At 36.1% G+C, this 13,473-nt stretch carries 14 protein-coding genes; 10 read left to right on the top strand and 4 right to left on the bottom strand.

The genetic code is table 11. The features are described from left to right. Positions 1-31: 31 nt before the first annotated feature. Positions 32-1,900 (top strand): sensor histidine kinase, encoded by a 1,869-nt coding sequence (locus AC3ANL_RS15035; RefSeq protein WP_488325247.1) that lies wholly within the window; start codon positions 32-34, stop codon positions 1,898-1,900. Continuing rightward, complete coding sequence (locus AC3ANL_RS15030) at positions 1,872-2,630, top strand: response regulator transcription factor (RefSeq protein ID WP_488325246.1); 759 nt, start codon at positions 1,872-1,874, stop codon at positions 2,628-2,630. The genes AC3ANL_RS15035 and AC3ANL_RS15030 overlap by 29 nt, the downstream gene beginning before the upstream one ends. 269 nt (positions 2,631-2,899) lie before the next feature. Here AC3ANL_RS15030 and AC3ANL_RS15025 read toward each other — a convergent pair whose 3' ends face one another. After that, positions 2,900-3,697, bottom strand: coding sequence for a Cof-type HAD-IIB family hydrolase (locus AC3ANL_RS15025; protein WP_488325245.1), 798 nt, complete (start codon positions 3,695-3,697; stop codon positions 2,900-2,902). 288 nt (positions 3,698-3,985) lie between these two features. Here AC3ANL_RS15025 and AC3ANL_RS15020 point away from each other — a divergent pair, with 288 nt between their 5' ends. The 4 genes from AC3ANL_RS15020 (at position 3,986) to AC3ANL_RS15005 (ending at position 8,170) form a co-directional block, all read left to right on the top strand. After that, complete coding sequence (locus AC3ANL_RS15020; RefSeq protein ID WP_488325244.1) at positions 3,986-5,242, top strand: MFS transporter; 1,257 nt, start codon at positions 3,986-3,988, stop codon at positions 5,240-5,242. 20 nt (positions 5,243-5,262) lie between these two features. Beyond that, complete coding sequence (locus AC3ANL_RS15015; RefSeq protein WP_488325243.1) at positions 5,263-6,378, top strand: NAD(P)/FAD-dependent oxidoreductase; 1,116 nt, start codon at positions 5,263-5,265, stop codon at positions 6,376-6,378. Between the two features lie 297 nt (positions 6,379-6,675). Continuing rightward, positions 6,676-7,428: an IclR family transcriptional regulator gene (locus AC3ANL_RS15010; protein ID WP_488325242.1), complete on the top strand. Its 753-nt coding sequence runs from the start codon at positions 6,676-6,678 to the stop codon at positions 7,426-7,428. After that, positions 7,418-8,170, top strand: a complete 753-nt coding sequence (locus AC3ANL_RS15005; RefSeq protein ID WP_488325241.1) for an SDR family oxidoreductase — start codon at positions 7,418-7,420, stop codon at positions 8,168-8,170. The genes AC3ANL_RS15010 and AC3ANL_RS15005 overlap by 11 nt, the downstream gene beginning before the upstream one ends. 151 nt (positions 8,171-8,321) lie before the next feature. Here the strand turns inward: AC3ANL_RS15005 and AC3ANL_RS15000 are convergent, their stop codons facing one another. Both AC3ANL_RS15000 and AC3ANL_RS14995 read right to left on the bottom strand, forming a co-directional pair. Continuing rightward, entirely contained in the window at positions 8,322-8,675 is a 354-nt protein-coding gene (locus AC3ANL_RS15000; protein WP_488325240.1) for a c-type cytochrome, read from the bottom strand. A 25-nt stretch (positions 8,676-8,700) separates the two neighbouring features. Then, positions 8,701-8,961, bottom strand: coding sequence for a hypothetical protein (locus AC3ANL_RS14995; protein WP_488325239.1), 261 nt, complete (start codon positions 8,959-8,961; stop codon positions 8,701-8,703). A gap of 190 nt (positions 8,962-9,151) precedes the next feature. Between AC3ANL_RS14995 and tatC the strand changes: the two genes are divergently transcribed. The 4 genes from tatC (at position 9,152) to AC3ANL_RS14975 (ending at position 12,816) form a co-directional block, all read left to right on the top strand. After that, positions 9,152-9,883 (top strand): twin-arginine translocase subunit TatC, encoded by a 732-nt coding sequence (gene tatC / locus AC3ANL_RS14990; RefSeq protein ID WP_488325238.1) that lies wholly within the window; start codon positions 9,152-9,154, stop codon positions 9,881-9,883. 92 nt (positions 9,884-9,975) lie between these two features. Next, on the top strand, positions 9,976-10,170 hold the full coding sequence (gene tatA / locus AC3ANL_RS14985) for a twin-arginine translocase TatA/TatE family subunit (RefSeq protein WP_488325237.1): 195 nt from the start codon (positions 9,976-9,978) through the stop codon (positions 10,168-10,170). Positions 10,171-10,273: 103 nt separating this feature from the next. Beyond that, entirely contained in the window at positions 10,274-11,068 is a 795-nt protein-coding gene (locus tag AC3ANL_RS14980) for a gluconate 2-dehydrogenase subunit 3 family protein (protein WP_488325236.1), read from the top strand. A gap of 32 nt (positions 11,069-11,100) precedes the next feature. Continuing rightward, positions 11,101-12,816, top strand: coding sequence for a GMC family oxidoreductase (locus AC3ANL_RS14975; RefSeq protein ID WP_488325235.1), 1,716 nt, complete (start codon positions 11,101-11,103; stop codon positions 12,814-12,816). A 357-nt stretch (positions 12,817-13,173) separates the two neighbouring features. On the opposite strand, the gene AC3ANL_RS14970 is transcribed toward AC3ANL_RS14975, so the two are convergent. Continuing rightward, positions 13,174-13,323 (bottom strand): hypothetical protein, encoded by a 150-nt coding sequence (locus tag AC3ANL_RS14970; protein ID WP_488325234.1) that lies wholly within the window; start codon positions 13,321-13,323, stop codon positions 13,174-13,176. Positions 13,324-13,473 lie beyond the last annotated feature (150 nt).

Below are 13,473 nucleotides of genomic sequence, written 5' to 3'. Positions count from 1 at the left end.
TTAAAAAAATGAGTGGTAAGGACTGAAATTTATGAAGAAATATTGGAGTAAACTAGCTGAATTTATTGAACGGTACATTCTATTAAAAAATCAATCACTCATGATTAAGCTTGGCGTTTTCTCCAGTTTTCTGGTTATATTTCCAGTCCTTTCATTGGGGTTTATTTCATACAATCGATCATCAGCTGAGTTAGAAAATCAACTTAATCAATCGAGCAGTCAAATAATCGATCAAGTCGAAGCACACATTGAATATTATGTACAAGATTTTGAGATTGCCAGTCTAAAAATTATCAATTCTCCTGAAATTTCAAGTCTATTGAAATCGCAATCGACAGTAACTGAATCTAAAGCGAAATTAATAGAATCAACTCGTAATACATTAAAAACAGCAGAGTACTCAAGAGCAGATATTTCCAATATCACCATTTTATTCGATAAGGATCAGGTTATTGATACGCTGGGAATGAGAAATTATTATTCTGCATCAAAAATTAAAGAAGAATATTGGTATTCATCAGTCCCGCTAAACGGGATGAGTATGCTTGTTACGAGAAAACTAAGATTGGCTAATAATGAGCAGCCAGTTATTTCACTAGTTAGACGGTTATATAATCCTCGTACACTGCTGCCAGTAGGCATGCTTATTATTGATATTAATTTTAGGCGAATTGAAGAAATATCAAATATGGTAACAATCAGCAAAAATGGTTACTTTTTCATTTTGGATGCTAACGGACATTATGTATACCATCCTGATTATTCAAAACTTGGGAAAAAGATTGAATTTAAACAATTAGCAAACCTGAAAACAGAAGGTAGCAGCACAGAAATTTTAGAGAATAAGCGAAAAGATTTTGTTACCTATACCTTCTCTCGAAATCTCGGCTGGATGTTTTTAACGGCTGTCCCATACCGAGATGTGACAGGAGGAATCATTCAAATTGAGAATACTATATCCATAACGATTATAGTCTCTTTAATCCTTGCTTATTTGATCGGTTTCGGTTTCGCCACAAGTATTATACGGCCCATTCGCCGCCTGCAGCATTTTATGAAGGAAGTTGAAATTGGACATCTGGATGGAAGAGTAAAAGTGGTTTCAAACGATGAAATCGGACAATTGAGTGCTGGTTTTAATAATACAGTTGAAAAACTTGCTAATTTACTTGAAGAAGTATATATCTCTAAGTTAAAAGAAGTAGAAATGTCACTTAAACAAAAAGAAGTGGAATTAAAAATGCTCCAATCGCAAATGAATCCCCATTTTTTATACAATTCTCTTGAAACCATTAGGGGGATGGCATTAGAAGAAAATCAAGAAAACATTGCAACCATGTCGTTCTCACTTGGAAAACTCCTTCGGTATAACTTGAATAACCATTCCTCAACCGTGAGTCTTCGAGAAGAAATAAATTTTTGTGAAATGTATTTCAAGATTCAAAAGTTTCGTTTCGAAGATCGTTTTGAGTATACGTTGGATATACCAGAATGGGCAATGGAACTAAAGGTCATAAAGTTTTCACTCCAACCCTTGGTGGAGAATTGTTTTGTTCACGGTTTTGGTTCGAATATTAGAAAAATAAAAATTAACATATCGGTTTACCGTAATTCTGAATCTTCGTTTGTCATTCGGATTTGCGATAATGGAAAAGGAATACCGGAAAGTTTATTAGAGGAAATCCAAAATAAAATGGATTTCATTACGAATACTAGTGATGGTCAAAATATTGGCATTTTAAATGTACACCAAAGGATTCATTATTTATTTGGCGAAGAATATGGAATCACGATTCAAAGTAAATATGGTTCTGGAACAGAGGTATTGATCTTTTTACCAGTTTTAAAAGATCATCCGGAGGGGAGAGATAATGAAGAAAACAATCTTGCTGGTGGATGATGAGAGATGGGTTCGTACAGCACTTAAATGGACCATAAATAAGTTAAATCTTCCACTTCTGGTGGTACATGAATGTGAAAACGGATTAGAAGCACTCGACTGGATTAAACAACATGAAATAGACCTTGTCATAACAGATATTCGAATGCCTATTATGGATGGACTTACATTGGTGAAAGAATTAAGTCAGTTAAAAAAGGAACAGGATGTCATAGTAATTAGTGTTCATGATGAGTTTCAATTTGTACAAAAGGCCCTTCGAACTGGAGTAGAAGATTACCTTTTAAAACCAGTCGAGGAGAGTGAGTTAAAAGGGTGTCTTGAAAAGTGGCTGGATAGAAAATTAGAAAAAATGATAAAAGTGAAGGTTGCTGTTCATGGGGATGAAAACCTTCCATCTTCAACCATTGAGAAGGTTTTGCGATATTTAGAAAAAACACCCCTGGACCAGATTACCCTTAAAGATGCGGCAGAGAGTGTACATATGAATCCTAGTTACCTCAGTCAATTGTTTAAACAACAATTGAATAAAAAGTTTGTGGATTATATTACGGAGCTTCGAATTGAGGAAAGTAAGCGGCTATTACTTAATACAAGCTTAAGAATGTCTGAAATTGCAGAAAGGGTAGGATATTCTGATTTAGCCTACTTTAGTAATAATTTTAAGAGGATTACGGGCTGCTCACCTTCAGAATTTCGAAAGTCATCAATCCAAAACGTAGCGGAGTAAAAAAAGAAGCCAAAGTTGGCTTCTTTTGCAAGAAATGAAAAGAAACCATTCAAGCATATGATCAATCAATTACCATCACAGAGGTAAGAGATATCCCAGGATATGTAGAGATCCTTCATATATTTATAAAAATAAAAATGGAGATGGCTATAGATTTGATTTTGGTTTAAGTTATAAATAAAATTTTATGAGAGGCAGGGATTCCATCTCTGCTTCTTTTTGTGTTTTAACTATACTTATGAACTATTATTAGCTTCGCTTGCGAACAGTTAAATGTTTAAAAGCTGTCGAACAGCATAGGCAAACCCATCTTCATCATTTGTTTTGGTGACCATATCAGCCTCTTGCTGAATATGAAAAGGGGCATTGCCCATTGCCACCGATGTAGTTGCCACTCTAAATTGTTCTAGATCATTCCCACCATCGCCGAATGCAAAAATTTCATCAAACTGAAGCTTCGAGATTTGTTGGTAACGTTGTAGGGCTGTTCCTTTATTGGCTTCGATGGATGTAAACTCGACATTATTAGGATGCGAAGAAGCCATGTACAATTCTAATTTTCCCTCGGTGGCCAGTTTAGCTTGATTGATTTTTTCTAGTTGATCCTTGCGTGACACAGCCATGATCTTATAGATTTTGAGAGCGTCTTTTTTGAGAATCTGATCGTAATCATAATCCTGAAAAATTGGTTCAATCTCATCATCACTTTTGTCTTGAATCTCTGGATTTCTACATGGAAAGCCGCCCTGATTTGTATAGACCATAATCCATAAACCAATTTCCTTGAGGATCGGCAATAACTTTTTATAGATAGAAATCGGTACCGATGCTTCATATAATACTTCTCTTGTTGGAGCGTATAGAACAGTCCCATTAATACTTATTATCGGTGTTTCAAGCTGTTGCAAAGCATTAAATTTAATAACATCTTCAAATGCTCTGCCTGTGTTAATAATGATGTGGTGACCTTGAGCACGCAGGGACTGTAATACATTAAAATTTTCTGGGGATATTTCATGATTTGAGTTTAATAATGTGCCATCTAAATCAATTGAAAAACATTTCATTCTTTTTCGTTCCCTTCTTTATGGTTCATAATGCCTACTATAACAGAAAAATTAATAAATATATATATTGCAACACACAAATAGAACTCTCTCATTATTTTGAGTAAAATTGAGTAGAACCTCCACCGCATTAGTAAAGAGATGTTACTTACTGTTTCTATATTTAGAATTGACTGAATACTAATATCGTATTAAAATAGTTCTTTGCTTGAAACTACATTAAGAATTACAAAAATTTCAGTTCCTATCCAATCAATAAAGAGTTGGAACAGTGCAAGGGGGATATGTGTGGGTTCGCTGCCATCAAATCAAGTCGTTCGTGAGATTTTTTACGTTCAACTATTTAAGAAATCTAGCCATTTCACAGTATTACTGTTTGGGCAAATTTTTTCATTATTAGGAAGTTCGATTACTAATGTGGTTCTCCCAATCGTTGTACTCAAAATCACAAATTCTACTGCTATGATGGGGACTGTCATGGCGATCTATATGGCTCCATTCGTCATTCTTCTTCCTTTTTCAGGTATCTTTGTAGATAAAATGAACAAAGTCACCATTATGTTTTTTGTTGATCTTGTCCGTTTTATACTCATGCTGATATTATCGATCATAGCTTTTATGGATCAACTTAATATGACGTTTCTATTTGTTTTCATGTTTTTTATGGGGACAATGGACAGTTTTTTTCAGCCGGCCTATTCTGCAGTAAGGGCAAAAATATTCACACCAGATATCCGGAATGCCGCCAATTCTTTAAGTCAGGTGAGTGTCCATGGATTAAGGATTTTTGGACCGATTATCGGAGGTATAATAGTTTCTACATTTTCAGCTGCATGGGGATTTGGCATCAATGCTGCTACATACATTATCTCGCTATTTTTCATTCTTGGTCTAAGAACACTAACTTTTCAAAAACATAATGTCGATCAGAAAGAAAAAAATTCGATTAAACAAGATTTTATGGAAGGAGTCAACGTCCTCAAAGAGCAGTCCTGGCTTTGGATTACTATTCTTGCTTTTTCCATGCTGAATATTTTTTCTGGTGGGATTATTCGCATTATCATCCCATGGCTAATTAATAGTTATTATGAATATGAACCTGTCGTCTACGGACTTGTTCTTGCTGCTTCCGGGGCCGGGGCCATTGTTTGCGGGATTATTTTCGGTTTACGGCCAGAATGGAAAAAGAGAGGATTACTTGCTTATGGAGGAGTAACTTTAAGTGGAGTAGCACTCCTTCTAATGGCATTTACCTCGAATGTCCCCTTTTTAATGGCCTGGATGTTTTTAGAGGGTGCCGGGATCATGTTATTTGGTTTGATTTGGGAAACAGGTCTTCAAGAATTGGTGCCTGAAGAGAAATTTGGCAGGGTTGCCAGCTTAGATATGCTTGGTTCCTTCGCCTTGCTGCCGGTTGGTTATCTAATTACTGGTTGGCTTGCCGAGGGGATTGGAGAAATATTTACTTTAATTGTCTTTAGTATGGTGATTGTGTTAATCTCAGGATTGGCAATGATGAGTAAGGGAATTAGAGATTTTAATTAAGGATTCAAGTGGGGTGTACGATGCAGAAAGTTATTGTAATCGGAGCGGGTATTTTGGGAGCCTCAACCGCGTATCATCTAGCTAAATTAGGTGTTGAAGTAACGCTAATCGATCGTCATGACAAAGGCCAAGCGACAGATGCTGCGGCAGGCATTGTTTGTCCATGGCTTTCACAACGAAGAAACAAGGCCTGGTATCAGTTAGCTAAAGGCGGGGCAGCGTACTATCCAAGTTTAATTGCTCAATTGGAAGCAGATGGAGAAAAAGAAACCGGATATAAACGGGTAGGAGCGATCAGTCTTCATACTGATCCTGGTAAACTCGAACAGATGGCAGAACGAGCCCGCAAGCGAAGGGACGATGCCCCTGAAATCGGTGAGATCACCATTTTGACACCCTCGGAAACAAAGGCACTATTTCCTCCTTTGGCAGATGGAATTGGCTCTGTTCATGTAAGTGGAGGAGCTAGGGTGAATGGCAGGGCTATTCGTGACGCTTTGATTAGCGGTGCACAAAAATACGGAACTACTATTTTGAGTGGAAATGCCTCAATTGTGCATAAAGACAACCGAGTTATCGGGATAAAATTAGAGGAAACGAGTATGTTTGCGGATCAGGTCATTGTTACCGCAGGTGCTTGGTCAAAAGAGCTCTTACAACCATTAGGGGTTGAATTCTTAGTTAAACCACAAAAGGCACAAATAGTTCATCTTGAAATCCCCGGCACGGATACGAATTCTTGGCCGGTTGTGATGCCTCTCCATAACCAATACATTCTTACCTTTGATAATGGCCGTGTGGTTGTCGGCTCTACACATGAAAATGAAGCGGGTTTTGACAGTCGAGTAACTGCGGGTGGTATACATGAAATTTTAACGAAGGCCCTAGAGATAGCACCAGGACTCTTGAATAGCAGCTTCCTTGAAACAAGGGTGGGATTTCGGCCTTTTACTCCAGGGTTCTTACCGGTGGTGGGACCATTACCCCACTACGTGGGAATTTATCTAGCAAATGGACTAGGAGCTTCAGGGCTGACCAGCGGGCCGTATATTGGAGCACAGCTGGCAAAGCATGTGGTCGGGATAAAGACAGATATTGACTTTAGCTTGTATGATGTAGCTGAAAGTTGCCTATAAGTTAATTTATTTTTTTAAACTTATTAGCCAAAGGAGACACATTTAATACGCCATTTTAGGTTACCATCTTTCCAAATACTTTTGGAGAGAGGTAGCCAAGGATATTACGGAATTTAAACTATAACTAAAAAAATTTGCGTTAATAAGATAGAAAAATCTTTAAGTCGTCATTTGATGACTTTTTCTTTTTGTAGTTTATTATTGTTACACTTTAATATTCAGACAATATAAACAATTTAGAAATTTCATTGAAAAAAACTTTTTTTGTATATAAAATAATTTTCAGAGGTGAAAAATATGCAAATACAGAAAAAGCAGGAAAAACGAAAATATTCTGTTCCAGCTTTAGAAAATGCATTTAAAATACTGCAACTATTAAGTCGTAAACGGTTTCGCGAAAGTACTGTTACGGAAATTGCTAATGCACTTTCCCTAAGTCCTGCTACTTGTTATAGAATTTTACAAAGTCTTGAAGAATTTTCAGTGGTACGCTATTTAGAAAATAAAAAAAGATATACGCTTGGACCTTATCTTGTTGTCTTGGGGGAAAGAGCGAAGGAACACCTTGATTATATTTCTATTATCATGCCGTATCTTGAAAAATTATCTAAGGACACAGGCTTAACCTCGCTCCTTGTAAACAAGGTTAGTGAAAATAAGTTAACCATAGTTGCTAAAGTGGAAGGTAACGATTTCGGGGTTAATGCTTCGATTGGTCGTCATTTTTCGATTACTGATGGGTCATTTGGAATGTGTTTTCTTGCTTATATGGATAAGGAATCAAGAGATTACCATTTAAAACAAGATACAGGATTAAAATCCTTCACACCAGAAGAGCTATTCATACTCGAACAAGATATTGAGAAGGTAAGAAAGGATGGTTATTACATTACTTACGGGGAGTATCTAAAGGGTATCTACGGAATTGCAGCTCCGATATTCAGCAGTACAAACGAAGTTGAAATGATGATCGCTTTAGTTGGTTTAACAGCTCAACATGCTCTAAAAAATAGTGTAAAAAGAGAGGAGCATCCAGTCGATGAATGTTAAAAATCGAGTATTTCTAGTAACTGGCTCAGGAAGTGGTATCGGCGAGGGCATTGCTAATAAACTCGCAGAAAAGCAAGCAAAAGTTATCATAAATGACATTGATTTAACTAAGGCTGATAAAGTAGCACAATCATTAAATGAGAAGGGCTATGAAGCACTTGCTTTACAAGCAGATATTACTAATACAGAAGAAGTAAATGAAATGATAAGTTCCATTATCAATCAATATGGACGAATTGACGGTTTAATTAATAATACAGGTGTTGTGAGAGATAACCTAATATTAAAAATGCCAGAAGAAGATTTTGATTTTGTTATGAATGTTAATTTAAAGGGTGCTTGGATTTGCTCGAAGGCAGTCCTTGGGCATATGAAAGACCAAGAGTATGGGAGAATTGTCAATATTTCTTCCCGTGCATGGCTGGGGCAAGCAGGCCAATCCAATTACTCTGCTTCCAAAGGCGGACTGGTGAGTTTAACTAGAGCTTTAGCGATTGAATTTGCTAAATTCAATGTGACAGTAAACTGTATAGCCCCTGGATTAATTGATACACCACTTATCCGTAACCTTCGTGAGGATGTTCAGCAAAATCTCCTCAAGGCGCAGCCAACTCCTATCATTGGACAGCCATATGATATTGCTAACACTGTGTTATTTTTTGCATCAGAAGAGGCCCGTTATATTACCGGACAGGTTTTGCATGTAGATGGTGGAAAAAGCTTAGGTGCAAGAAATCTTTAAAACTTATTAGTAAAAGATTTGTTAGAAAGAATTCGGGAAGATTATTGTTTATATTATTTTTCATTAACTAAAAGCAAAATGGGAAACAAAAATAGGTTTCCCGTTTTGCTTTTTTTATTTTACTGATAGATATTTCTTTGTTGACAGTATATTATTTTTTCTTTGATAACCACTCTGCAACAACCTTTACGTCATCACCAGATATAACCCCTGCTGGCATTCCGTTTTTACCATTTTTAATAATATTTTCTATTTCACTTTGAGAATATTTCGATCCAATTTTATTTAATGCTGGCCCAGCTCCCCCTTGTAATTGATCACCATGGCAAGTTATACAGTTTTTACCTACAATATTTTTTGCATCAGTAGAGGAAGCTGAAGTAGTTGCTTCTCCATTAGCGGTAACAGATTCGGATTTTTTTGGTCCCTCGTAAAAGAATAGTAAAAATACAAGGCATCCTACAAGAATGATATTGAATCCTGTTATCATGTATGTTTTTTTCATATGAATCTCCCAGAGTTATTTATTTTTAGAAAAATGATGGCCAATTAAAATAGATAGACCATATGATGGTGCTAATTATTAAACCAACGGTAAAGATAGTCCAATGGTTTTTTTTCTGTTCCCAGCAAGCAATAATAAGAGCTAATCCAATTGGAGCTCCGATAAAGGCAAGCCAAGGAAAAGTATCAAAGGTTTTAACATAAAATATTCCTAAGCAAGCAGTTAAAAATAAAGATAAAAAGAGCTCGCTTAATAAAGATAATTCAGCTTTTATATGAGTACTCATTAATTTCCCCCACTTGAATAATATACTATTTAATATTTTGCAATAATTAATTTTTAACTTTTTGTGACAAAAGTAGTGTTTTTTTGACATCGTTAGGCGTATACTAGTTTTTGCTTGTTAGTTGTTAGGATAACGAAATATATTATACTAGTTTTTACTGTGATTAAAAAGGGGTGGGAGAAATTTTATTATGGAACAGGCAAAAATCCAACAGGAACAAGAACAAATAATTGTTGCACATCTAACAGAATTAAGGAAGCGCATTATTATCGTACTAGTGTTTTTAATCCTTTCTTTAATAGCAGGATTTGTTGCATCTCCATCGATCTTACAGTTTATTAAAACGCAGCCTTCGGCAATTAAAATAGATTGGAATGTATTTGGATTTGCAGATGGGATAACTATTTATTTTAAATGTTCGCTTGTTGTTGCCATACTTGTCACATTACCAGTTGCCATGCACCAAACTTGGTTATTTGTAAAGCCTGGGTTAACGGATGATGAAAAAAAAGGTGTGTTTGTCTTTATTCCAATCACGTTTTTCTTATTTGTTTTAGGGGTAAGCTTTAGCTATTTTGTATTATTCCCTATGATGATTCAATTTTTATCGAATATAAATCAATCGATTGGTGCTACGGAAACTTATGGTATTAGTCAGTATTTCAAGATGATGTTTGGTATTATTTTACCTGTTAGCCTCATGTTTGAATTGCCTGTTATCATTGTGTTTCTGACTAAGATTGGTTTGGTAAATCCACAATTTTTAAGAAAGATAAGAAAAATAGCCTATCTTGTTTTGGTTATTGTTGCGATCACCATTACTCCTCCTGATTTTATTTCAGATTTTATATTCAGTATTCCGTTACTAATTTTATATGAAGTTAGTATTCTATGTTCAAACTGGATTTATAAGAAAAAATAGTGTTTTCAGAGTGGAGCCTTACAAATAATTAGGGGTTTCAGCTTTTGGACCCATTACAACAGATTCATATTTTATAGAGGAGGGAAATTCTTATGTTCAATTCAATAGGGGTTCCAGGACTTATTATCATTCTAGTTCTTGCTTTAATTTTATTTGGCCCATCAAAATTACCACAACTAGGTAAGGCTGTTGGGGATACACTTCGTGAATTCAAAAAGTCAACAAGAGATATTGTTGATGAAGTTAAGGAACCTTTTGAAGCAGAAGATAAAAATCAAAAGAATTAGATTTTTTATAGATCTATGGATCGACCTAATATCTGCGAGATTCAAATCAAGGATAAGAAATAGAATTTTGATTGAGTTTTAATAATGAAATGGGGGGTTTTTTGTGTCAATTAACGAAAAAAAATTAACCGGGGTTGAAGACAACACTAGACGGACCTTTATGAAAAATTCAGGATTAACAGTGGGCGGTCTTATTGTAGGTGGAGCAGTAGGCAGCTTATTGGGGATAAAACCTACGACAAAAACAGAGCAAGCGTCAGCTCCAGTTCATGAGATGGAGATGGCAGCTAATCCTAACCAAGCATTAATGTATTTTAATCGTGTACAATTACAAACAATTGAAGCAGCGACCGAGCAAATTTTCCCTAAAACGGATATTGGTCCTGGTGCTAAAGAACTTCTAGTTGCTTATTATGTCGATCACCAACTAGCTGGAGAGTTTGGTTTAAATACAAAAGAATATATGTCTGGCCCTTTTTATCCTAACGATGCAGTGCCTGAACAAGGATATCAAACATTCCTTAATCGTCAACAAATCTTTGACCTTGGAGTTGTTGCTTTAAATAATGAAGCTGCTCGACGTTTTAAAACAAAAGAACAACCAAACATTAAGTTTTATGAATTAAAAGAAGAACAACAAATTGAAATCCTTAAAGATTTTGAAGCTGGTAAAGTAACAATGAATGGTGCAGTTTCTTCTTCATTTTTCTTTGCCTTACTAAAAAAAGTCACCATCGAAGGTGTATATGCTGATCCGTTGTACGGTGGCAACAAAGATATGGCTGGTTGGAAAATGAAAAACTTCCCAGGCCACCAAGGTAGTTATGTCAACACACTTGGTAAAGATCAATTCGTGAAAATTGCTCCTAAGAGTCTAAACTCTCAACATCAACATTAATTTTTATATCTTATAGAAAAAAGGTGAACACTGTGGCAAAGACTTTACCAAAAACAGACATAGTTTTAATAGGTGTAGGTTGGACAGGCGGTATTATCGCAGCCGAACTTACAAGAAAAGGTTACAAAGTAGTAGGGATTGAACGTGGTAAAGAACGTACAACCGAAGATTACTTTATGATCCACGATGAACTTCGATATTCAGAACGTAAAGGGTTAATGCAGGATCTTTCAAAAGAGACCCTTACTTTCCGTCATAATATGAATCAACGTGCCCTTCCTTACCGTGAATGGGGCAGCTTCCTAATCGGAGAAGGGACTGGTGGTTCCGGTGAGCATTGGAACGGACAAACCTTCCGTTTCCTACCTTATGATTTCGAAATTTACTCAGAAACTGTAAAACGTTATGGACAAGGCAAAATTCCAAAAGGAATGATGCTGCAAGACTGGGGTATCACTTACAAGGAACTTGAGCCATACTTTGATAAGTTTGATGCTATGACAGGTATTGCCGGTGAACCTAACCCACTTCCAGGTTCTCCACAGGTTAAATATCCTAACCCTCCAATGATGGAAACACCAGTAACAGAGTTATTTAAAAAGGCTTCTAAAGAATTGGGCTATCACCCATACCATATGCCTTCTAATAACCTTACAAAAAATTATACAAATCCAGACGGCATTTCACGTAGTGCTTGTCAATATTGCGGGTTCTGCGAGCGCTTTGGCTGCGAATATGGAGCAAAAGCATCTCCAACAGTTACAGTTCTTCCAGTTGCTAAAGAAACAGGCAACTTTGAAGTTCGCTCACATTGTGTAGTTCGTAAAGTTTTACATCAAGACGGAAAAGCAACAGGGGTACTTTACGTTGATACTCGTACTGGCGAAGAATACATTCAACCAGCAGAAGTAGTTTGTGTAACGGCTTATCAGATGAACAACATCAAAATTCTTCTTAACTCTAAACTTGGTCGTCCTTACGATCCAATTACTGGTACAGGTGTAATCGGCCGTAACTACGCTTACCAAACTTACTTAGGTAAAGCTGTTGGTTTCTTTGATAAAGAATTCAACCTTTATGGCGGTGCTGGTGCATTAGGTGCTCAACTCGATGATTTCAATGGCGATTTCTTCGACCATAGCGATTTAGACTTCCTACACGGAGCTACCATACACATTACACACTTAGGAGATCGTCCTATTGCTAATAACAATGTACCTCATAATGTTCCATCTTGGGGTAAAGAGTTCAAGGATTCTTCCGTTCACAATGCTAACCGTGCTCTAGTAATCAAAGCACAAGGTGCATCATTACCTTGGCAAGATAACTATATTGATCTAGACCCTACTTATAAAGATGCATTCGGTGATCCATTACTTCGTATGACGTTCAACTGGAAAGACCAGGACCGTAACCTAATGAAGTTTATGGGTGAGAAGTCTGCTAAAATTATGAAACAGATGGGTGCAAAAGAAGTCAATATGGGTGGAGCCGAAATCAAAGACTATGATATTCGTAACTATCAATCTACTCATAACACTGGTGGAGTCATTATGGGTGCTGATCCAGAAACTAGTGCTCTTAATAACTATCTACAAATGTGGGATTGCGAAAACGTATTTGTTCCAGGAGCAAGTGCATTTGCACAAAACTCCGGTTACAATCCTACCAACACAGTTGGTGCTTTAGCTTATAGGGCAGCTGAGGGTATTCAAAAATATCTGCAACAAGGCGGATCTCTTGTATAATCCTTATCTTAACCTGATTGTACTGATACATTTACTATAGCAATTTCAGAGTAGTTATATTCTACCTGTCCCAAATTGGGGCAGGTAGTTTTTTGATTAATGATATTATTATATAATGAAGAAAACGATTCATATCGTTTATAATCAGTAAAATTTCTAATCTAGTAAGAAGTGATTAGATATGATTTGAACAGGTGGTAGTATGAAACGAAAATAGGGTTCGATAGTAACATTCAAAGCTGTCGCTTAACATGCAGGCGTTTCTCGAGCAACTTCTTCACTTATTGTTAGGAATCAGTCCTACTTAATTTTTCTGTGCTAACCATTCAGCTACAACTTTCACAACATCACCTGATATTACCCCTGCAGGCATGCTATTTTACCCTTGTTAATGATATTTTCTATTTCCTTTTGGTCATATTTAGCACCAATTTTATCTAATGCTGAAAATAAGGATAAAAAGATTTCACTTAATAAAGATAATTCAATTTTTATTTGAGTACTCATTATTTTCCTCTACCTGAACTATAAATTATTTCAATTTATACAATAGCTAAATTTGAACTTTTTGTGACAAAAATAGCGTTTATTTGGCATCATTATCGTATACTAGTATTTGTTTGCGGGGTTAATGAATACTAGTATACCAGATTTTAC

The sequence above is a fragment of the Neobacillus sp. DHD-1R genome (assembly GCF_057747995.1).
Note: the sequence above shows the minus strand (reverse complement) of the source record. Positions and strands in the feature narration are given on the sequence as shown.